The sequence below is a fragment of the Pelagicoccus enzymogenes genome, from assembly GCF_014803405.1.
Classification (GTDB): domain Bacteria; phylum Verrucomicrobiota; class Verrucomicrobiia; order Opitutales; family Opitutaceae; genus Pelagicoccus; species Pelagicoccus enzymogenes.
In genome coordinates this window covers 230,921-249,954 of sequence record NZ_JACYFG010000040.1, presented here as the reverse complement: position 1 = coordinate 249,954, position 19,034 = coordinate 230,921, and the positions used below count along the sequence as shown (strand labels likewise).

General features: G+C 59.8%; 16 protein-coding genes. 7 read left to right on the top strand and 9 right to left on the bottom strand.

Annotation, left to right across the window (positions count from 1 at the left end; genetic code table 11):
• Positions 1 to 119: 119 nt before the first annotated feature.
• Complete coding sequence (locus IEN85_RS17300; RefSeq protein WP_191618360.1) at positions 120 to 1,193, bottom strand: LacI family DNA-binding transcriptional regulator; 1,074 nt, start codon at positions 1,191 to 1,193, stop codon at positions 120 to 122.
• A gap of 266 nt (positions 1,194 to 1,459) precedes the next feature.
• Between IEN85_RS17300 and IEN85_RS17295 the strand changes: the two genes are divergently transcribed.
• On the top strand, positions 1,460 to 2,233 hold the full coding sequence (locus tag IEN85_RS17295) for an outer membrane beta-barrel protein (RefSeq protein ID WP_191618359.1): 774 nt from the start codon (positions 1,460 to 1,462) through the stop codon (positions 2,231 to 2,233).
• Between the two features lie 98 nt (positions 2,234 to 2,331).
• Here the strand turns inward: IEN85_RS17295 and IEN85_RS17290 are convergent, their stop codons facing one another.
• Positions 2,332 to 3,357 (bottom strand): Gfo/Idh/MocA family protein, encoded by a 1,026-nt coding sequence (locus IEN85_RS17290; protein WP_191618358.1) that lies wholly within the window; start codon positions 3,355 to 3,357, stop codon positions 2,332 to 2,334.
• Positions 3,358 to 3,456: 99 nt separating this feature from the next.
• On the opposite strand from IEN85_RS17290, the gene IEN85_RS17285 reads away from it, so the two are divergent.
• Positions 3,457 to 4,737: a hypothetical protein gene (locus IEN85_RS17285; protein WP_191618357.1), complete on the top strand. Its 1,281-nt coding sequence runs from the start codon at positions 3,457 to 3,459 to the stop codon at positions 4,735 to 4,737.
• Positions 4,738 to 4,887: 150 nt separating this feature from the next.
• On the opposite strand, the gene IEN85_RS17280 is transcribed toward IEN85_RS17285, so the two are convergent.
• Positions 4,888 to 5,283, bottom strand: a complete 396-nt coding sequence (locus tag IEN85_RS17280; RefSeq protein WP_191618356.1) for a hypothetical protein — start codon at positions 5,281 to 5,283, stop codon at positions 4,888 to 4,890.
• 26 nt (positions 5,284 to 5,309) lie between these two features.
• The gene (locus IEN85_RS17275; protein ID WP_191618355.1) at positions 5,310 to 7,706 is read right to left on the bottom strand and encodes a response regulator; all 2,397 of its coding nucleotides are present in this window, start codon (positions 7,704 to 7,706) and stop codon (positions 5,310 to 5,312) included.
• Positions 7,707 to 7,924: 218 nt separating this feature from the next.
• Between IEN85_RS17275 and IEN85_RS17270 the strand changes: the two genes are divergently transcribed.
• Positions 7,925 to 8,341 carry a hypothetical protein gene (locus IEN85_RS17270; RefSeq protein WP_191618354.1) on the top strand — a complete coding sequence of 139 codons (417 nt, stop codon included), beginning with the start codon at positions 7,925 to 7,927 and terminating at the stop codon, positions 8,339 to 8,341.
• Positions 8,342 to 8,466: 125 nt separating this feature from the next.
• On the opposite strand, the gene mpaA is transcribed toward IEN85_RS17270, so the two are convergent.
• A complete protein-coding gene (mpaA, locus tag IEN85_RS17265) occupies positions 8,467 to 10,347 on the bottom strand; it encodes a murein tripeptide amidase MpaA (RefSeq protein ID WP_191618353.1) in 1,881 nt (626 codons plus the stop codon).
• On the opposite strand from mpaA, the gene IEN85_RS17260 reads away from it, so the two are divergent.
• Entirely contained in the window at positions 10,346 to 11,512 is a 1,167-nt protein-coding gene (locus IEN85_RS17260) for an N-acetylmuramoyl-L-alanine amidase family protein (RefSeq protein WP_191618352.1), read from the top strand. The two genes, mpaA and IEN85_RS17260, sit on opposite strands and share 2 nt — an antisense overlap.
• A 77-nt stretch (positions 11,513 to 11,589) precedes the next feature.
• Positions 11,590 to 15,474: a phosphoribosylformylglycinamidine synthase gene (gene purL, locus IEN85_RS17255; RefSeq protein ID WP_191618351.1), complete on the top strand. Its 3,885-nt coding sequence runs from the start codon at positions 11,590 to 11,592 to the stop codon at positions 15,472 to 15,474.
• 119 nt (positions 15,475 to 15,593) lie between these two features.
• Here purL and IEN85_RS17250 read toward each other — a convergent pair whose 3' ends face one another.
• The 3 genes from IEN85_RS17250 to IEN85_RS17240 form a co-directional block, all read right to left on the bottom strand.
• On the bottom strand, positions 15,594 to 16,022 hold the full coding sequence (locus IEN85_RS17250) for a GNAT family N-acetyltransferase (protein WP_191618350.1): 429 nt from the start codon (positions 16,020 to 16,022) through the stop codon (positions 15,594 to 15,596).
• Between the two features lie 54 nt (positions 16,023 to 16,076).
• On the bottom strand, positions 16,077 to 16,475 hold the full coding sequence (locus IEN85_RS17245) for a VOC family protein (RefSeq protein ID WP_191618349.1): 399 nt from the start codon (positions 16,473 to 16,475) through the stop codon (positions 16,077 to 16,079).
• A gap of 93 nt (positions 16,476 to 16,568) precedes the next feature.
• Positions 16,569 to 17,441: an alpha/beta hydrolase gene (locus tag IEN85_RS17240; protein ID WP_191618348.1), complete on the bottom strand. Its 873-nt coding sequence runs from the start codon at positions 17,439 to 17,441 to the stop codon at positions 16,569 to 16,571.
• Positions 17,442 to 17,587: 146 nt separating this feature from the next.
• On the opposite strand from IEN85_RS17240, the gene IEN85_RS17235 reads away from it, so the two are divergent.
• On the top strand, positions 17,588 to 17,890 hold the full coding sequence (locus IEN85_RS17235; RefSeq protein WP_191618347.1) for a hypothetical protein: 303 nt from the start codon (positions 17,588 to 17,590) through the stop codon (positions 17,888 to 17,890).
• A 95-nt stretch (positions 17,891 to 17,985) separates the two neighbouring features.
• Positions 17,986 to 18,357, top strand: a complete 372-nt coding sequence (locus IEN85_RS17230) for a hypothetical protein (RefSeq protein WP_191618346.1) — start codon at positions 17,986 to 17,988, stop codon at positions 18,355 to 18,357.
• 133 nt (positions 18,358 to 18,490) lie between these two features.
• Here IEN85_RS17230 and IEN85_RS17225 read toward each other — a convergent pair whose 3' ends face one another.
• Complete coding sequence (locus IEN85_RS17225; RefSeq protein WP_191618345.1) at positions 18,491 to 18,997, bottom strand: flavin reductase family protein; 507 nt, start codon at positions 18,995 to 18,997, stop codon at positions 18,491 to 18,493.
• Between the last annotated feature and the right edge of the window lie 37 nt (positions 18,998 to 19,034).

The following is a 19,034-nucleotide window of genomic DNA, read 5'->3' as shown; positions in this document are numbered from 1 at the left end:
GCAGCGGTTGTTGCCGACCGCACGCCAATCTGCGGGAAGTGGCCTTGTGCCACGATCTGAATCTTGCAATCGCGACGCAAGGTCGCTTCCCACAGGTGGAGCGGCCTTCCCACCGGTTGCTAGTGGTTCGCGGCAGAAGTGGCCAGTTCTCGTTTGGGCAGCGACTCTCCTTCGATCCAGGTGCCTTCCACTTTAGTGACGGTGGGGTATTGAGGCAGGCCGATTTGGTTTTGCTGCAGCTGGCCGGCGAGGATTTCCACTGCTAGCTCGCCCACGCGTGTGCAATTGTTGAATACGCCGGCATTGCTTCCGTCCTTGGTTTCGGGACAAATATCGATGTAGGCGAAGTCGTCCGGCGTTTGGATCTGCAGCATTTCGAAGGCGGACTTGACGAATTCGGAGTAGCTGATGATGACCTCCGGGCGGTGCTTGAGGCGCCACTGTTCGAACTCGGTGACGGGCACGCCGGAATTGGTTCCGGGCGAGGTGTGGAAGAACTTGAGCGGGATGCGGTCTTCCTCGGGCACTTGCAGTTGGCTGGTGAGGAAGCCGGCGGACCAGGCGTTGTTGACGTAGGAGTCGTACCAGTGAGGCAGTACGAATCCGATCCGTCTGTAGCCAGCCTTGAGGGCCTTCTTGAAGGCGAGCTGCACGATGGCTCGCTGATCGTTTGAAATCGTGTGCACGTGCAGGCGGGTGGGCACGAAGTCGATTTTCACTGAGCTGAATTTGCTCCAGTCGAGGGCCGGCTCCTCGTCGGAGCCCGGCATGTGGGAAGCGATGATAAGGCCGCGAATGCCTCGATTGAGCAGAATTTCGTTGGTTCGCTGGTGGCTGACGCCCGGCTGTCCCAGCCAGAAGTGGTCGATCTTGTAGCCTAGCTCCCTGGCGCGGGACACTGCTCCCTCGTAGAAGCTGAGGTGGGTGTTGGTCTTTTTCCATCCCCACTCGGTGTCCCATTTGGTCACGTAAGCGAGGGGCGCTGCTTGCTGCTTGGGAGAAGCGTTGCGGCGATAGGCTACGAGCGCTCCGAGGGCGGGATCGGGCTGGTAGCCCATTTCCTTGGCCAGCTCCTGAATTTTTTTGGTGGTGGCCTGGGGCAAGCGCGGGTGGTTGCGCAGCGCCATGGAGATGGTGGTAGGGTGATAGCCAGCTCGCTTGGCTATGTCGGCTAGAGTGATGCGTCGATTCATAAGGGCACGGGGGTTGTGGGAGAAGCTTGTGGTCTATCGTTAGAATTGCAAGTCGAGTCTAAAGTTAGAACGCAGCGGCGGGCTCGGGCGTGTTGGAGAAGACGGTGCGTGTTGAGGCTCCTCAACCCATAGGAACGAACGAAAAAAGTGAACGACTTTTGAATTCATGCAGTGAGCGGCAACGTATTCGTAGGTAGTTCAATGAGGGAGATTTACTTCTCGTGTACAAACAAACGATGCAAATAACCACCGATATACTGTTCAAAATGAATTCTATTAAGACAACGCTTGCTTCACTTACTCTTCTAGCCCTGCCAGCTGCTGCGATCGCCGCCAACGGGGATTGGTCCTTCTCCATCAAGGGGGGCGTCGTGGACGCTGTTGGAGGCGACGTCCACCGCGGTCCCAATTTCGATGGCTCCGTGTTGCTCGGCCTCGAACCCGGCAGCCTGCCCGTGGACGTGGATGCCAAGAGCTTCGACGACGTCTATGGCAGTTTGATGACGCTTGCTCTGGAAGCATCTTACCAGCAGAGCGAGAACCTCTCTTACTTTCTCGGACTGAGTCGGCTCAGCTCGGACGAGGGGGTGTTGCGGGTAGGCACGGTAGCGGACAGCTTGCCCTTGAACGGCGAATTCAGCGACTACGAAGACGTCGGCCTCTACGGGGGAGTGCGTTACCACTTCACGAACCAGAGCAACTGGCAGCCTTTCGTTTCCGCCCAGATCGGTCTAAAGGACGTGGATGAGATTACCGCTTCTTTTTCCGTGCCGGATGTTACTTTTGTGGATCCCTACCAAGCTGCTCTGACGAATGCCCCCTTCTACGACGGAGGCACGGTATTCAGCTACGGTGTGGGCTTCGGCTTGGATTACCGCATTTCCGAGGGCGGGACTTTGAGCATCGAGACCGGCATCTATTCGCAAGAGGCGATAGACGACAACGACAGCGTTTTGGATGTGTTGGCCCTGGGCGCCTTGAACGATGAAGGCGACCTAGACTACATGCCGCTCACGCTGCGCTACACGTTTTCTTTTTAGAGCTTAGACTGACGCTAGCAGCGTCTGGGTTTAGAAGGGTTTGATGTAAACCGCGACCGTTGTCCACCTAGGTGGGCGGCGGTTTTTTGTATCCCCTCTCAATGGCTCTCGATACGTAGCTGCGGATCGACCGAGAAAGGGGCGAGGGCTTTTCCGCCGGCCGCGTCGGACGCGAAGATGGCGAGGGCGATGCGCAGCGCTTCGATGGCGTTGGCCACCGAGTAGAGTGGAGGCTCTCCGGTTCGCATGGAGTGGAGGAGTTCGGGAAGCATGTCGCGAGGGTAGGTCGCTCCCCAGTGGTATTCGGGCTCTTCGAAAAGCTCCTTAAATCCGCTGTAGAGCTTGCTGGCGGCAGGGCGGTAGACCTTGGCGATATCGTTGCCGATGAGGATGCGGGCTTGGTCGAAGATGAGATCGAATTGGAAGATGTAGTATTTTTTTCGATACGCAGAAACGAAGGCAACGGTACCGTTCGAAAATTCGATTGTGGCTCGTCCCCCTTGGTCCTTGATCAAGTCCTCCGTGCCGTATCCGTTTTCTAACTTCCCGCTTACAGAAACGGCCTCTCCACACCAGTAGCGAAGTACGTCGAAGGCGTGGGTACCGGTGTGGATGAGCTGGTGTGTCATGTGGCAGGTCACGGATTGCAGCCTGCCATAGACCTCGGTTTCGATCAGGTCCTTAATCTTGCGGAAAGGAGCCCGGGCCCGTCGCGGGTAGTCCACGACGGCAGTCGCTTGGTGGCGCTGCAAGGCGGCTTGGATGGCCTCGCCCTCCGCAATGGAGCAGCCGAGGGCCTTCTCGAGCCAGAGGCCTTTGGCGCCCGCTTCCAGAGCGGCTTGGGCCATTTCCAATCGCTGCGGCGCGTAGGCGCAGATGCTGGCGATGTCGATCCGTTCGCGGGCGAGGAGATGTCGGTAGTCGGAGTAGAGGTGCTCGTTGGCGATGCCCCAGTCGGCGCCGAATTCCTCCAAGGCTGCGGGGAGGGTGTCGGCTCCGGCGATCAGTTGCACGCCGTCGTGGGCGTGGTAAGCGCCGGCATGGGTGCCGCCGGCTGGGCGCAGCGGGTCTTTTTCGAGGCTGGAGGCGATGCGGCCAGTGCCGATGATACAGGAACGTAGCATTGTAAAAGATTGGAAGTGATTGCCCTACAAAGTGGAGTTATTAAGGAGGGTACCTCTTTTTTGTAACCCAACTAAGCCTCTAGTGAATACCTCAAGCAAATGAATCCTCACACCTTTAAGAAACTATCCGCGACCGCAGCCCTGCTCGGCTCTACTACATTCGCCTTTGCGGGCGGCTCTTTCCAGGAAGCCTCCCAGCACTTGGACCTCGACGGCGATTTCGTCGGCTTCATGGACTTTGACGGCGATGGCCAGGCCATCGGCGAAAAGCTCAACGTGATCTACCAGGAAATGGCTCAGGTCATTCCGGACATGCCTCCTATTCCTCTCGATTTTCCAGCGCTTTTCGAAACGCTCGGTTTTGGCTCGGTTCGTTCGATGGGAGTTAGCTCTTCCAAGGTGGAAGAAGGTCTCTACCGGAATCGCTCGGTAACGCTTCTGCAGGGCGACCCTGCAGGCTTGCTGAAAATCTACGGACTCGATCCGATACCTTTCCGGGCGGCGGAAATTGCCCCCGCAAACGCCACGTCCGCTTTTTCCGGTCAGATCAAGTTCGAGGAGATCGTCAATACGGCGAAGGCCTTGGCGGTGCAGGTGATGGGGCCAATGGGCGAAGGCATGGTGATGCAAGGCTTGATGCAACCGATTCCCGGCACGGACGTGACCGCCCAAGAGGCGGTGGCCGCGCTCTCCGGAGGGGTGGACATGGTGGTGCACCAGAGTCTGGAAAATCCGAAATCCCCAGAAATCAAGATGTGGGCAACCTTCAAGGGAGCAGGAGCCTTGCTGCCGCGTCTCGAGCCCATGTTTAATCAAATGGGTTTCCAGTTTATGGATACGGACAGTGGACGTATCGCTGATCTTTCGATGCTGATGCAGGACGCTCCTATGGGCTTGTTCGTCGAAGTTCCAGCCGGCACGAGCGACTTGGTGGTCTACACCGACAAGGAATGGGTAGCGAGCTTTGGAGCTGGCAGCGCTGGTCTAACAGGAACCGATAAGTTCAAGAGCGTCGCGGGCCGCTTGCCGCAGGATGCAGCTTTCTACGCCTACAGCAGCGGTTTTGACACGAAGCAGCTCGAGGCGATCTTGTCACAAAATCCGGATACGGCGGCCTTTGCTCCAATGATCGTCAAGGCGGTTGACTCTCTCTTCGGCGGCTTCATCGCGCCAAGCGCCTCCGCGACCTATCGCGACGGAGATGCCCTCGTGACCGAAGGCTATGGCGGCTTTTCCTACAAGAGCATCGTGGTGGCCTTGCCAGCGGGGATTGGCGCCGGCGTCGGAGCGGCTGTGGCGGCGGAGCAAACCAAGAAGGCGAGTGCCTGGCAGGGGGGCGATTCCCACAAGCATGACGACAGCGTGTCGGTGGCCGAGTAGTTGAGGCTGCGTTAAAATTTTGAGAGGGCGTTCCCGTCGAGAGGCGGGAACGCTCTTTTTTTGGGATCGAACCAGCAAAGAGTTTATTCGCGAACACGCCCCAAGAGGATTCGCGTTTCTCGGGATAGATTCGGTCGCCGCGCAAGGCGCTTAGTGGCGAGCTGCGGCGTAGCCGTCGTCTTGGTTGATGTAAGCGACGGCGTCTTTTCTCGATTCGAAATGGACCACGGGCCAGACGGGGTCGGCTTGAGTGTTCGCGTAGGCCTCTTGCACGTCATTGAGAATCTCGGTCTTGCCGACGAAGGCTACGGTGATGCGCGGGTTGCTGCGGGCCGCGGCTTTATCCATGTAGGCGATGAGCCGGATGTTGGACTCCTTGAAGGCGACGGATTCGGTCCGGTCGAAAGACACGAGCTCCCAGCGAAGCTCGTCGAAGCGGACGTCCCCGTACACTTCCTTGTTGCTTTCGATAATGTCCTCGTCGGTGACTCGGCCGTAGTAGTCGAAAGCGACGTAGTTGTGATTCCAAGTTATCTGATAGGGCATCTCGGTGTACAGCGCTAGGGAAAGGCTTAGTTGTTCCCCATTGCTGTAGCCACGTGATAAGCTTTTTCAAGGGCCTGGCCAACCTTTTCCGGGCGAATGGGTTTGCTGAGGTAGTCGTTCATGCCGGCTGCGATGGCTCGCTCGCGGTCGCCCTGCATGGCGTTTGCGGTAAGGGCGATGATGTGGGGGCGACGTTCAGGAGGGAAGCGTTTGGCGATTTCGCGGGTTGCTTCGTAGCCGTCCATATTGGGCATTTGCACGTCCATGAGGATGACGTCGTAGCGCTCGTGTTTCAGCTTTTCGAGCACTTCCAAACCGTCGTTGGCGACGTCGATCTGGTAGGAAAGCTGGTTGAGCACGAGTCGGGCGACCTTTTGGTTTATCTTGTTGTCCTCGGCCATGAGGATGCGCAGCGGGCAGCGTTCTCCCAGCTGGGCGTGCGGCTTGGCGGGCGCTGACCGTTCGCTTTGCGCAGCCCGCTCGGGGCTTTGCAGGGACTTGCCGATGACGTCGATCAGGGCGCTTGGCTTGATGGGCTTGGAAAGGCTGTGGCAGGCGTCATCGGCCTCGGATTTGCCGTAGGGGGTGACCTTCACGATACGAGTGTCGGCGCCCGCTTGGCGACAGGTTGAGGCAAGGCGGATTCGCTCGTGCTTGGCGTAGCTTTGGTCGACGAAGGCGATCTCGAAGGGGGTCGCTGCGGCGAGGCTGCAGGCTTGGGCCAGGCTGGCGCAGCTTTGCACCTGGGCGTCCCACTTGCCGAGTTGGGAAGAGAGCTTTTCGCGGATGACGGGGTTGGGCTCGACCACGAGAATCGCTTTTCCGGCGACCATGTTCCTTCCGCGGTTGTCGAATTCGGGCGAGTAGACGACAGGGGCGCTGGTTGCGGCGCGGATGGTGAAGATGAAGGAGGAGCCTTTTCCTTCCTCGCTCTCGACGCGCATCTCTCCGCCCATGAGTTCGGTGAGTTTTTTGGAGATGGCGAGCCCGAGTCCGGTACCTCCGTACTTGCGAGTGGTTGAGGAGTCGACCTGAGAGAAGGATTCGAAGAGCCGCCCCTGCTTGTCTGCGGGGATGCCGATACCCGAGTCTTTGACTTCAAACTCGAGCAGGCATTCCTCGACGCTGATTTCCTTCGCCTGCAGCAGCACCTCAACCTGGCCGGTTTCGGTGAACTTGATGGCGTTGCCGACGAGGTTTACGAGGATCTGGCGCAAGCGAGTGACGTCTCCGAGGATGCCGAAGGGAATGTCGCCCTTCACCTCGTAGCAGAGTTCGAGGCCCTTGCTGGACGCTTTTTCGGCGAGGAGCTCCAGGGATTCCTCGACGCAGCAGCGTGGATCGATGGGGAGGTTTTCCAGCTCCATCTTGTTGGATTCGATCTTGGAGAAGTCGAGGATGTCGTTGATCAGAACGAGCAGGGAGTCGCCGCTGGCCCGAATGGTCTGCAGGTAGTCGCGCTGGTCCTCGTTGATGTCGGATGCGAGCAAGACTCCGGTGAGACCGATCACCGCGTTCATGGGAGTGCGAATTTCGTGGCTCATGGAGGCGAGAAAGGCGCTCTTGGCTTGGTTTGAAAGCTCGGCTTCCAAGGCGGACTGGTTGGCTTTGGCGATGGCCTCGTCAAGCTGCTGGTACAGTTGCTCGGTCTCTTGCTTGGCCAATTCCAGGTCGGCGTCGCGGGCGTTTTCGGCGGGGAGCTCGCGCGAACTCACGAGGATGTTCCCGTTCGCGGCGGCTCGTAGCGATAGCTGCCGCTTTGCGAACGGGCCGCTCCAGCTGTCCGTGAAGTCCATGGAGGGGAGAATTTCGCTTTCCCAGCGGCGGGCTTCTTCGTCGTCGAGAAGTAGCTTCCAAGGGGATCCTTTCAATTGGAAGACCGATGATTGGGAGTGGGCTTGGGCGAAGGCGGGATTGAGGTAGGCGAGGGTTCCGTCAGGTGAGATAGCGGCGAGTCCCTCGCACGCCTGCTCCGCAAGCTCCAGGCAAAGCTCGTTTTCGTCCGCGGTACCGCAGGAGCTTGGGGCCATGCCCTCGAGGGAGAGTTCTCGAATGATGCCCACGCGTTCGTTTCCGACGGGACGAGAGACCAGGAAGCCCGGAATCGGGGCTCCGTGCCGCTGGGGAATCCAGACGACGCCGGACGCGCCGGAACTCGGGAGCGTGTTGCCGAAGGGACGGTCCTCCAGCCATAGTAGGGGATTGCAGCGCTCGTTCCCGAGAATGGCTTCGAGAGCGGGGTTGAGGTGGCGCGGGAAGCCGTCTTCTCCGGTGACGAATCCGTACTCGGAGAGGGCGTCGAGGCTGTGGGCAAGGGCTTCGGAGCCGAGCAAGCTGTGCAGGCGCGTGAGGGCGTCCAGCTGGTTGTTCAGGCTGGACGCCGTAGTTGCGGGAAACGAAAGGGATCGCTCGTTGACGGTCATTTGGGGCGGCTAGGGACTATTCGGTTTTTCCTAAGGTATCGACACTGCCTCAGATGTATTAAGCGAGAGCGGGGAATTGGCCTTTTTAGAGAGAAAATCAGGTTTTCAGTGGGAGGGGTGAATATCCTAATTTGAAGGTTCTCTTTGGGTGGCTTGCCTAACAATTTTGTAATGCTTACCGGCGAGGGCCTGTCATCTTTGGGAGCCAATCTAGGGGCATGAAAACGAATCGTGCATTGATAGGCCTCTCCCTCTGCGGCCTCCTCCTGCAAGCGAATGCTGCAGCCCGTCCCGAACTTGCCGAAGCGGGGGAGAGAACTGAACTCTTTCTGAAACTGGATCTCGACCATGACCAGAGAGTGGACGAAGCGGAACTCATGTCCGCTCTGGCTCGACAGGAGCAGCGTCGGCTCGAGCGGGTGAGCCAGTTGGATGAAAAGGACGCTGGCAAGGCGAAGGCCTTGCAGGCTCGTATCGAGGAGCGTCGCGAAGACCCGATGTTGGGTACGCCGGACAAGGCAGCGGCATTTATCTTGGCAAATTTCGATCAGGACGGGGATTGGGCGCTCGATCAGGAGGAAGTCGGGCAGGCTTTCTCCGTTCTGCGAAAGTGGCGTAGCGAGGGGCGATCCTAGCGCTTTGCTGCCGAGCGGTAGCGAGCCTCGGGGAACTTGGGGTGGCTGCAGTCGTCGCTTCCTCTTGGCTCAATTGAAAACGGCCCTCCGTGATCTTCGGATCCGGAGGGCTCTACCGTTTGGCTTCAGGCTCTGAAGACGAGCGGCTCGCGATATACCTCGAGGCCGTAGCAGAGGAGTTCGACGAGGTTGTCGAGGTGCTTGTGGTGGAGGGCGGAAACGGAAAGCGGGGGGAGTTCGTAGGTGATGACGTGTCGACCTCGCTCCTTGGCCCAGCTGCCGAAGGATCCCGGCGTCTCGTAGCCGATGTGGCTGAACAGCGGGAGGCCGGTCCGTTTCGAGAGCCAGTAGCCGATGGGGCTGTATTCGGGATCCTCGATACAGGCTAGCGGCGCGTGCAAGGAGATGATCACTTTCGGATCCAAGGCCTCCACGAGCGATATGAGGGCTCGGGTTTCCGGTTCGGAAGCTGCTTGAGAGCCGGTGGAGTGGGTGACGTATCCGTGGTTGGGTGCCCATTTCGTGGATACGGGGTCCGGTTGCCAATTGCTGGCGGGAAAATTGCGATTGAGCTCGACCCCGTTGGCGTTGACCCGCGTACCGAGCAGGGTGCCGTCGGGATTGGAGCAGAGCACGGCGGCGCAAGTGGGGGAAGGCTTGTCGAGAGAGCGGAGGGCCTTGGAAAGTAGGGTGGTGGTTTCCGGCTCTTCGCCATGGATCGCAGCAAAGATCAAGATTTCGCAATGCCCGGAACTGGGAAGATGGACTTCCAAGGGAATTCCGTTAACCGAGCGCCCGTAAGTGGAGTGGGCAGGTGGAGTGCGGGATCGGTCGGCGATTGGCTTGGGCAGGGGCGGTTGCTCGTTCCAGTAGTCGAATTTTGGAGACACGCGTAGCCCGAAGGGTTCGACGATTGGGTCGAAGTTGAGTTGTCCTGACTTTTTCACTACGCCTTTTATCGGGTCGTTGCGAGTCAGCAAGGCTCCGTCGAGGTCGATCCAATCTGCCTTGGACGCGAGCTGCAGGGCGGCGGCGATCCCGAGGCTGCTCTCGATCATGCAGCCCAGCTGAACCTTGAGTCCACGAGCGCGGGCGGCGGTTGCAAGCTGGTGGGCGGGGGCGATGCCTCCGGCTTTGGCGATCTTTACGTTAATTCCGTGAAAGCTTTGTTCGCAGGCGTCTAGGTCGTCTTTCCCGCAGCAGGATTCGTCGGCCAGCAGGGGGAGGGGGCTGTGCCGCTTCAGCCAAACCGCGTCCTCCAAGGCGATGCCGCGTGGCATGGGTTGTTCCACGAATTCGATAGGGCCGAAGGCAGCCATTTTCTCGATGGCGTCGAGGGCGGCTTCGCGGGAGCTCCAGCTCTCGTTAGCGTCGATGCGTACCGGTTTGTTCGGGCTCACGCTTCGCAGGGCGCTGAGGGAGGTCTCGAAGCTGCGCGCGTCCACCTTGAGCTTGAGGATGGGAAAGCGGTCGGCATCCAGTGCGCGCTCCACGATCTCGTCGGGACTGCCGATGCCGATGCTGTAGGAGGTGGGCGGCAGCTCTTCATGGCGAAAGGGCAGGCCAAGCAGCTCAGCGAGGCTCTTCCTGGAGATTTTGGCGGCGCCATCGTGCAGCGCCAGGTCGATGGCAGCCTTGGCGGCTGAGTTGCCTGCGGGCAATGAACCCAAGTAGGCGAGACTGCGGGGCAGGTCGCGGAAGCTTAGCTGTTGCCAATCGAGCTCGCGCAGGAATCGCAGGACGCTGAGGGCAGTTTCGCCGTAGGTGGCGACTGGAGCGGCTTCGCCGAATCCGGTGGCGCCCGATCGGTCGCTCAGCTTGAGCAGGAGGCTGCTGCGGTGCCCGATGCCTCGCCCCCCGGGTCCGAGCCGGCTGGCGATGGCCCAAGCTTGCTTGAGCTCGAGGGTGTAGAGGTGGATTTGGCAGGTCAGCATCGTGCGGCCTGCGAGCAAGTTTCCGGCCAAATCGATGGACCTTGGCCTGGGAATTGCATGGAGTAGCGGCATGCGATCTCTGCTCCTTTCTTGGCTGCTTTGGTTTCCGGTTTCCGTTTTCTCGGCAAGCGATCCGGTTGATGCCCTGCGTTCGCAGCGGAATTGGGAGGAGCTGGAGGCTTTTCACGGGGCGGTGAGCCGCTCGTTTTTCGAGAACGCGATGGAGCGAATCTACGCGCCCACCGCCCAGTGGCGGAAGTGGATGCGGGTCGAGGAGAGCGGGGTTTGGATCGAGACCGGCGAGCTGCCGGGCGAACAGGGGTTCTTTCTGCGCTTCGGGGAAGGCAGTCCCGTGGTCTCGCCCTCTACATGGAGCGGTTTGCGAGGCCTGCGTATCGTGCTCGATCCCGGGCACATTGGCGGAACCTGGGGGCCGTTGGAGGAACGTTCCTTCGCGATCGGGGACGGTCCGGTGGTTCAAGAAGGGGACTTGACGCTGGCGATTGCCCGGCGGCTGGCGGCCCGTTTGCGGGAGCAGGGGGCGGAGGTCTTGCTGACGCGGGAGGCTGCGGAGCCGGCGACCCCCTTGCGCTCGAAGGATTTTTGGGAGGAGGCAAGGGCGAAGTGGGCCCAGGACGAAGTGCGGGTGGCGGCCTTGGCTGAGCGATTTTTTTATCGGACTGCGGAAATTCGAGCTCGGGCTCAGCTGATCGAAGCGTGGGGCGGGGCGGACCTAGCCTTGGCCCTCCACATCAACGCCAGCGGATTCGCCGACCCGGAAAAGCCGGCCTTGCACGAACGCAACGACGCCCATGTCTTGATCAACGGTTGCTACCTTGACTCCGAGCTGGCTTCGCCTGCCCAGCGGCTGGAGTTGCTGCTGCGCCTGCTCCAAGGCTACCATGTCGAAGAGGAGAGACTGGGCAGAGGCATGGTTGACTCCATCCGGGCCGCCACGGGCTTGCCCGCTTACCAATATGCCGCCGGAAACGCCTGTCCGATCGACGCGGAGCAATACCTCTGGTCGCGCAACTTGCTGGCGAATCGCATTTACGACTGCCCGGTGCTCTACCTCGAGCCTTGGCAGGCGAACAGCAAAGGGGTTTACGAGTGGGCGGCGGCTGGGGACTACGAGGGCTTGCGGGAGTTTCACGGGGAACTGAGGCCTTCCTTGCCGGCGACCTATTGCGACTTCGTGCTTGCGGGGCTGGAGAAGGGCTTTTCGGTCGAGCCTTAGTCAATTTGGCTTGGCCTTGGTTTTTTCCCGACTCCGCGCTTGTCGGGCAGGGGGTAAGCTCTCAGTTTGCCAGCGTTATGATCATCCTTCGTGGCGCTCCGTCTCATTCACAATTCCGTTTGCAAAAGCTGCAGGCCTCGCTCCTCGCGGCTGGCCTACCGGTCAAGTCCGTCTACGCCGAGTACCTGCACGCTGCCGAAATCGAAGGTGAACTCAGCTCCGACGAGCATGAGGTACTGGCCAAGCTGCTGACCTACGGGCCGAAGCTGGAGGAGCACGAACCCCTTGGCTTGCAACGCATTGTGGCGCCGCGTCCGGGTACCCTCTCCCCTTGGTCCTCCAAGGCGACCGATATCGCCCACATTTGCGGGCTGGCCAAGCTCGAGCGCGTGGAGAGGGCGGTCTCGTTCTGGATCGAGCTGGAGGAGGGAGACCTCGATGTGGACGAGTTGAAGGCGATCGACGCCCAGTTGCACGACCGCATGACCCAGGTGGTGCTCAGCACCCAGAACGAGTTGTCAGTGCTGTTCCGCCACGAAAAGCCCAAGCCTTTCACTACGGTTCCGGTTCTGGAGGGGGGTCGCGAGGCTTTGGTCGCCGCCAACAAGGAGCTGGGCTTGGCGCTCGCGGACGACGAGATCGACTACTTGGTGGAGAATTTCCAGAAGCTGGGACGCGACCCGGCGGACATCGAGCTGATGATGTTTGCCCAAGCCAACTCCGAGCACTGCCGCCACAAGATCTTCAACGCGTCCTGGGACATCGACGGCGAAGCCCAGGAGAAGTCGCTCTTTAAGATGATCAAGAACACCTTCGAGATGCGCAGCGAAGGAATCCTGTCGGCCTACAAGGACAACGCCGCCGTTTTCGAGGGCAGCAAGGGCAACCGCTTCTTCGCCGACCCCAAGACCAACGTCTACGGCCCCTCGCTGGAAGACATCGCCATCCTCTGCAAGGTCGAAACCCATAACCACCCGACGGCCATTTCCCCGTTCCCCGGCGCCGCCACCGGATCCGGCGGCGAGATTCGCGACGAAGGAGCGACTGGAGTCGGCTCCAAGCCCAAGGCGGGCTTGAACGGTTTCACTGTATCCAATCTTAAGATACCCGGCGCCATACAGCCTTGGGAGAAGGACTACGGGAAGCCGGAGCGTATCGTTTCCGCTCTGGACATCATGATCGACGGCCCGCTGGGCGGAGCCGCTTTCAACAACGAGTTTGGACGGCCCAACATCCTCGGCTACTTCCGTACCTTCGAACAGGAAGTGCCAGGCGCCAACGGTCCTGAAATCCGTGGCTACCACAAGCCCATCATGCTGGCGGGCGGCTTGGGCAACATTCGCCACGAGCACATCGAAAAGGGAATCGTCAACGCGGGCGACAAGCTCGTGGTGTTGGGCGGACCTACCATGCTGATTGGTCTCGGCGGCGGCGCGGCCAGCTCCATCGACAGCGGAACAGGCAACGAGGACTTGGATTTCGCTTCCGTGCAGCGCGACAACCCGGAGATGGAACGCCGCTGCCAGGAAGTCATCGACCGTTGCTGGGCCCTCGGCTCCGAAAACCCGATCGCCTTCATCCACGACGTGGGAGCGGGCGGACTTTCCAACGCCATGCCGGAGCTGGTCAACGACGCTGGCAAGGGCGGCATCTTCGACCTGCGCAAGATCAACAACGACGAACCCGGCATGAGCCCGCTGGAAATCTGGTGCAACGAGTCCCAGGAACGCTACGTGATGGCGATCCCCGGCGACCGCATCGAGGCCTTCGAGGCCATCTGCAAGCGCGAGCGTTGTCCCTACGCCATCATCGGGGAGGCCACCGACGAGCGCCAGCTGGTGCTGAACGACCCGTACTTTGGCAATACACCCATCGACATTCCGCTCGAAGTGCTTCTCGGCAAGCCGCCTCGCATGCACCGGGAGGAGAAGTCGCTCGTTCGCCCTCAGGAGCAGCTCAAGCTCTCTGGCGTCACCCTGGCGGAGGCGACCAAGCGCGTGCTCGCGCATCCCACCGTGGCGGACAAGACCTTCCTCATCACCATCGGCGACCGTACCGTAACTGGCCTTATCCACCGTGACCAGATGGTGGGCCCCTGGCAGGTGCCGGTGGCGGACTGCGCGGTGACTGCGTCATCGTTTGATGGATACACGGGTGAAGCCATGTCCATGGGTGAGCGTACGCCAACCGCTATCAACGATGCGGCTGCTTCCGCCCGCCTTGCAGTGGGAGAGGCCCTGACCAATCTCGCCGCGGCGCAGGTTGGACCGCTCACTCAAGTGAACCTTTCCGCGAACTGGATGGCGGCACCGTCGGTGGCCGGCGATGCGGCCGACCTTTACAAGGCGGTCAAGGCCGTAGGCATGGAGCTTTGCCCCGCTTTGGGCGTGACCATTCCGGTGGGCAAGGACTCCATGAGCATGAGCACCGTTTGGCAGGACGAGCTTGGCGAAAGGCGCGTCACGGCGCCGACTTCGCTCATCATTTCCGCCTTTGCCCGCTGCGAAGACATTCGCCTATCGCTGACGCCACAGCTTATCCAGGATGCGGATACAAGTTTGATTCTTGTCGATCTTGGCCGCGGCAAGAATCGCCTCGGCTCCTCCATTCTCGCCCAAACGGTGAGCCAAATGGGCGAGGGGGCTCCCGACGTGGACAGCGCCGAGGATCTCAAGAATTTCTGGAACGCGATCCAGCAGCTCGGCAAGGAGCAGAAGTTGCTAGCCTACCACGACCGATCGGACGGAGGTTTGCTCGCAGCAGCAGTTGAAATGGCTTTTGCGGGCAATGTTGGCGTGGACCTCGAAATCCCAGCCGATGCCGACGCCTTCGCGGCTCTCTTCGCCGAAGAGCTGGGAGCCTTGATCCAGGTCAAGGACAGCGACCAAGCTGCGGTGCTGGAAACTTTGCGTGCCCATGGATTGGATACTTGCAGTTCGGTTGTGGGAACTTTGAACGACGATCAGACTTTCAAGGTGCTGCAGGGCGGGGAAGATATCTACGACGAAGAACTCTCCGTCTTGCGTGGCATTTGGTCCGACGTGACGTTCCGCATGCAGAGCTTGCGCGACAATCCGGAGTCGGCTGCCTCCGAGCAAACGATTCGCCAAGACATGAGCAACAAGGGCATCAACCCGAAGGTCACTTTCGAGCTCGAGCCTGCGGGCTTTAACCTTCTTAAGTCCGCGAAGCCGAAGATGGCGATCTTGCGCGAGCAAGGCGTGAACGGCGAAATCGAGATGGCCGGCGCCTTTCACCGGGCAGGTTTCGAGTCGATCGACGTGCACATGACCGACATCCTGAGCGGCAAGGTGTCATTGGCTGACTTCAAGGGCTTGGCGGCCTGTGGCGGTTTTAGCTACGGCGACGTTCTCGGAGCGGGTGAAGGCTGGGCCAAGAGCATTCTTTTCAACGCTAAGGCGCGTGACGCCTTCCAGGCTTTCTTCGAGCGCGACGATACTTTCTCGCTCGGCGTTTGCAACGGCTGTCAGATGCTCAGCAACCTGCGTAGTTTGATTCCGGGTACAGGGCACTGGCCGCACTTCGTGCAGAACCGCAGCGAACGTTACGAAGGACGCCTGGTTTCCGTGAAGATCGAGAAGAGCCCCAGCGTGCTTTATGCAGGCATGGAAGGCAGTGTCTTGCCCATCGCGGTGGCACATGGCGAAGGTCGCGCCGAATTCAAGAGCGCGGAGGCCGCCGCAGCTTGCAATGCCTCCGGCTTGGTTTCCGCCCGCTATGTCGACAACAATCACGAAGCGACGGAGGCGTATCCACTGAATCCGAACGGGTCGCCATTCGGCATCACTTCGCTTACCAGCGAGGATGGCCGCGCTACTATCCTGATGCCGCATCCCGAGCGCGTGTTCCGCACGACTCAGCTCAGCTGGGCTCCCAAGGAGTGGGGCGAGGATTCGCCTTGGATGCGCATGTTCCGCAACGCCCGCGTCTTCGTGGGCTAGGTCAGGAAACGCCGACACATTTTATTTGCGCCGAGAGGGATGAACTTAGGTTCATCCCTTTTCCGTTCCAATTGCTTGTGAGGCGTTGATTCCAGTGGATTCAACGCAGGACGATTGCCCTAGAGGGACTTGTCCATTTTCAGGTGTTCGATGCCTACCTCGACGAAGCTTTCCCCGATTGCTCGATAGCCTAACTTCTCGTAGAAGGCCCGTGCGGACGCCCTAGCCGAAAGGGTGATTTCCAGGCAGCCGCGCTTCATCAGCGTTTCTTCAGCGTTGGCGATTAAGGTCCTTCCGAGTCCCGACCTTTGCAGGGAGGGGTCGACCACCATTTGCCGCAGCTTCATTCGTTTGTCGTCGAGTTGCTTGAAGCTGACGCAGGCGAGGATACGTTGCCCGTCAAACAGGCCGAAGTGCAGCTGCTGGTCTTCGCCTGCGGTGTCCAGTTCGTTGAGCTTCAGGCCAAGCGGAGCCCGCAAGTGGGCATCGCGCAGTTGGATGGCCATCGAGTACGCTTCGTCACGGGTCGAGAACTGGCGGAAGGTCATTTGTGGCAGTGTCTTAGGGGCAGGATTCCAAGAGGCAACGTTGCATCGCTCCGCTCACTCCACCACTTTGCCGAAGCCGATGTCGTGTCCGTCTAGGTCCTGGGTGCCGAATTCGCGGCAGCCGTAGGGTTGGTCGCAAAGACCGTAGTCGATCTTGGCCCCCCGGCTTTTGAACTCCTCGTAGAGGGCGTCCACGTCGGACACCCAAAAGTAGATGTTCCAGAGCTTGTCAGCTACGGTCCAATGCGGAACGACATGCTTGGGGTCCTCCGCTTGGCGGAGCATGACGTACATCCCGTCACGCTCCAGTATTACGAAGTTGGGCGGCTCTCCCCAGAACCGATTGTAGGAGAAGCCCATGGTGTCGCGATAGTAGTTCGCTGCGGCCACCACGTCTTTTACCAGAAGCACGGGGGAAGACGCGGTCAGCTTGGCCTTTGGCTCTGTATTCATTCTGCTTTTCTTCGTTTCTGGCCCGTGGGAAAAGCGAAGGCAAGCTCGGTGGGGTTTCAGGGATCGGCTCAGCCGCGCTTGGAGGAGCTTGTTCTATTGGGCGGGAAGGAGGGTTTGTTGCTCGAGGAACGCGTTCATCAGGGCGCGGCTTTTGGTTTTCCACTCGGGCAAATCGCTGGAAAAGCTGTGGGATCCGCCGGGGATGCTGACGAATTGGCATTGGTTTCCGGTCGCTCGATACTTCGCGTCGAGGGCGATGGACTGGGCTTGCGGAACGACCGTATCGGCGTCGCCGTGGAAAAGCAGCAGGGGCGGCATTTGCGGGTCGAGCTGATCGATGGAAGAGACGGAGAGCCCGTTTTCGCCAAATCGTTTGGCGGCATAGCCGAGGTCTTTGCTGGTGTTGGAAACGGGGCTGAAGAGGATGAGGGCTGCGGGCGGTCCGAGCGGGGCTTCCTCGGGGCTAGAGCCGTAAGGGCTGTGGGCGATGGCTGTCCAGAGGGCGAGGTGTCCGCCGGCTGAGCTTCCGCTGACGGCGATGCGGCCGGGATCGATGCCCAGCTTCTCCGCGTTCTCTTGTACCCAGCGGAAGGCAGCGCGGGCGTCGGCCACGGCTTCGTAAGGCGTCGTGCCGAAGCGGTCCTTGACCCGATAGTCGGGCGCGATGCCGACCATGCCGCGTTTCGCAAGCGATCGGGCCCAGCCGATGGACTTGTCCGGCGAGCCTTTCACCCATCCTCCGCCGAAGAAGTGTACGAGGGCGGACCGCTTGTCCCCCGGTTTCCAGCCCTCCGGCTTCACGATGTGCAGCAGCATCGCGTTTTCGCCTTCCCGGTAGGCGTAGGCTTCGGCGCCGTCGTAGCCTTGAGGGGTGGGCGGCGGCTCGGCGGAAGCTGCAGCAGCGAGGAAAATCAAGCAGCAGCCGAGCAGGCAAGAGCGGAGGGCGGGCAGCGGGCGGGGTACCATGGCTTGGCACGATGGGGAAGGTGTGATAGTTATCAATTATAAACTTATAACCCGTTGGCGCGGTTTTGGCAGGATGGAAGGCATGTGGCTCGCGGCGGCGCTCGCGGCGGGCTTCTCTGATATAAAACCCTAACCCCTTATCTCTTATGAAATCTGAATCGACCTCTCATCGCTCCTCCGCCGACAAGCCCATCGCCTCTGAAGCATCTCGGGAATGGGAAGAGTTGGCTGACGCGGTTGAACCGCTTGTAGAAACGGAACTGGCCCAGGTGGAGGTTCCGCTCGAGTCGAAAGACGAGCGTGTCGCCGAGGCTGCCGAGCAAAAGGAACAAGCCCGCTTGGAGAAGGAGCGGAATGAATCGAGGGCTCATGAAGACCTTGTTAAGTCAGGAGTGGAGCGAGCGGCGGACGATCAGGAGGAATCGAACGCGATGCGGTATCACCCGTAGCCATCGTACTCCCTGTTCGCTTTTACGATGATCCTATCGACGTTAAAGGATGGGGGATGGCAACTCGCTGTCGCGCTTTAACCAACAGGTAAGCTATGAATGAAAAACCGTATTCGGTGAAGCGATACGCGCTGCGTATCTTCCTTCCGGTGGCCGTGGTATCGGTCACGGGTCTGGTTCTGCGTTGGCAGGGCAGCCAGGAGTTTCAGGAAAAGAACGTGGCTCCCGTAGAGTGGGAGGGTGCGGAAACGATAGAGGAGGAGTTGCGGTTCTCGCATGAGAATCGTGCCCATGTGAAGGCGGGCCTGCAGCAGGCTCTCCAGCTCGCGCAGGAATCGGGTAAGAATCTGGACAGCGAGGATGTGAAGCGATTGGAGGAAAGTATCGAAAAGTTGGACACGGTGGGTGAGGAAGAATGGGAGGCGGTTTTGGAGGAAGCTTACGAAGCCTTGTCACAGATTAGGTAAAACGTTTCGAGTTACTTTATCGGGACCAAATAAAAGGCCGCAGCGTTGGGGCTGCGGCTTTTTGTTTTGTTTAAGGTTGGCAGGCGGCATTCAGCTACCTGGCAAGGGCGTTTGGCGCGAAGGCGCTCTTCCTTTATCCAGCGTAGGTCCAGCCGATATGCTTACAGCTGAGAGGGGTGCCCGTAGCGTTCTGGCAGGAGTCTATGACTTCGCCGATGAACAAGCTATGATCGCCTGCGTCCACGGTTTCGACGAGTTTGCAATCCAAGTGTGCGAGGGCCCCTGTGATTACGGGAGCTCCGCTGCTGCCGATCTCATGCGGGACGTGCAGCATTTTGTCCTCGTCCCGGTCGTGCGGCTTGACGAGGACGCGTGCCAATTCGGTTTGCTTTGAGCTGAGCAGGTTTACGGTGAAGCAGTGTTCTTCGGTCATCAGTTGGTGGCTGTTGCTATCCTTGCGGATCGCGACCGCTACGCGTGGCGGATCGAAGGAGCATTGCATGACCCAGCTCGCGATGAGGGCGCTCTTCACCGCTTCGTCCGAGCCGATGCCTATTGCAAAGATGCTGTAGGGAAATTGGCGGAGCACCTCGTGGGTGGTCTTGGTTTTGCTGGAGTCGATGGAGCTTATGGGGGTCATTTTATTTGGGTGGTTTGATTGGTGTTCTAGGGCGCTG

Coding starts and splice junctions, on each gene's coding strand:
- IEN85_RS17260 (WP_191618352.1), top strand. CDS start 10,346: ATGCGATCTCTGCTCCTTTCTTGGCTGCTTTGGTTTCCGGTTTCCGTT.
- IEN85_RS17250 (WP_191618350.1), bottom strand. CDS start 16,022: ATGACCTTCCGCCAGTTCTCGACCCGTGACGAAGCGTACTCGATGGCC.
- IEN85_RS17235 (WP_191618347.1), top strand. CDS start 17,588: ATGAAATCTGAATCGACCTCTCATCGCTCCTCCGCCGACAAGCCCATC.
- IEN85_RS17280 (WP_191618356.1), bottom strand. CDS start 5,283: ATGCCCTATCAGATAACTTGGAATCACAACTACGTCGCTTTCGACTAC.
- IEN85_RS17285 (WP_191618357.1), top strand. CDS start 3,457: ATGAATCCTCACACCTTTAAGAAACTATCCGCGACCGCAGCCCTGCTC.
- purL (WP_191618351.1), top strand. CDS start 11,590: ATGATCATCCTTCGTGGCGCTCCGTCTCATTCACAATTCCGTTTGCAA.
- IEN85_RS17225 (WP_191618345.1), bottom strand. CDS start 18,997: ATGACCCCCATAAGCTCCATCGACTCCAGCAAAACCAAGACCACCCAC.
- IEN85_RS17290 (WP_191618358.1), bottom strand. CDS start 3,357: ATGCTACGTTCCTGTATCATCGGCACTGGCCGCATCGCCTCCAGCCTC.
- IEN85_RS17275 (WP_191618355.1), bottom strand. CDS start 7,706: ATGACCGTCAACGAGCGATCCCTTTCGTTTCCCGCAACTACGGCGTCC.
- IEN85_RS17230 (WP_191618346.1), top strand. CDS start 17,986: ATGAATGAAAAACCGTATTCGGTGAAGCGATACGCGCTGCGTATCTTC.
- IEN85_RS17295 (WP_191618359.1), top strand. CDS start 1,460: ATGAATTCTATTAAGACAACGCTTGCTTCACTTACTCTTCTAGCCCTG.
- IEN85_RS17240 (WP_191618348.1), bottom strand. CDS start 17,441: ATGGTACCCCGCCCGCTGCCCGCCCTCCGCTCTTGCCTGCTCGGCTGC.
- IEN85_RS17270 (WP_191618354.1), top strand. CDS start 7,925: ATGAAAACGAATCGTGCATTGATAGGCCTCTCCCTCTGCGGCCTCCTC.
- IEN85_RS17300 (WP_191618360.1), bottom strand. CDS start 1,193: ATGAATCGACGCATCACTCTAGCCGACATAGCCAAGCGAGCTGGCTAT.
- IEN85_RS17245 (WP_191618349.1), bottom strand. CDS start 16,475: ATGAATACAGAGCCAAAGGCCAAGCTGACCGCGTCTTCCCCCGTGCTT.
- mpaA (WP_191618353.1), bottom strand. CDS start 10,347: ATGCCGCTACTCCATGCAATTCCCAGGCCAAGGTCCATCGATTTGGCC.